Genomic DNA, 874 nt, shown 5'->3' on the forward strand with positions numbered 1-874 from the left:
CGGTGGTGCAGCTCGAGCTCGACGACGCCGGGCAGCACGTCGAGATCGGCGGCTGACCACCCCATCCCGCCCCTCGAGCAGCGGGCCGACACGCCCGGCTCAGTGGAACACGACGTCCGGCGCGTCGACCCGGCGGTCCGTCACCGTGGTCGGCGACTCGAGGTGCACCGCGCCCGACGGGACGATGCCCGCGCCGCCGAAGCGTTCCATGACCCGCCACTGGGCGACGACGTCCTCGCCGGCGTGCTGCGGTGGGAGCTCGGGCCAGAAGCGGAACGCGCCCGCCGAGTCGAGTCGCTCCCGGCCGTAGAGCACGCAGGCGCCGACCCAGGCGACCCGGTAGGGCACCCAGCCGCCCTGCTCCACACCGAGGTCGGAGGCGACGTGCGCCAGGTTCGCGGCGTTGTGGAGCGACCACCGGTCGTGGGCCGGGGTCCCGCGACGCACGACCTCCGGTTCGACACCGTCCGCCCACGGCTCGAACACCGCTGTCTCGGCCGGACGTCGGTCGGCTAGGTACGACAGCCCCTGCACGGCCGACCCCACGAACCCGCAGTCGAGCGAGCGCAGGGCGTCGAGCATCCGGCGGACCGTTCCCGGCTCGAGCCAGACGTCGTCGTCGAGGAACAGCACCGCGGGTGCGGTGGCGTGGTCGAGCAGGAACTGCCGGTGCTCCGCGAGTCCCAGCCGACCCGGGTGCGTGAGGAGCGTGACGGGCCGGCCCTGCGCCTCCAGGACGCGTACCATCGCGGCGACCGCCGGCCGGGCGGCGGCGTCCCCGTCCACCGACTGGTCGCTCAGCACGAGCCGCAGGTCGACGTCCACCTGGGCCGCGAGCCCGGCGAGCGTCGTGGCGAGCTCGGCGGACCGACCG

The 874-nt window shown here is 74.9% G+C and carries 1 protein-coding gene; it reads right to left on the reverse strand.

All coding sequences use genetic code 11. The annotated features are described in order from the left end of the window. Positions 1 to 99: 99 nt before the first annotated feature. Positions 100 to 874, reverse strand: a 775-nt coding sequence (locus I59_RS11945; RefSeq protein ID WP_022904064.1) for a glycosyltransferase family 2 protein, incomplete at its 5' end; no start/stop codon positions are given.

This window comes from Curtobacterium sp. B8 (assembly GCF_000333315.1).
In the GTDB taxonomy this organism is placed as follows: domain Bacteria; phylum Actinomycetota; class Actinomycetes; order Actinomycetales; family Microbacteriaceae; genus Curtobacterium; species Curtobacterium luteum.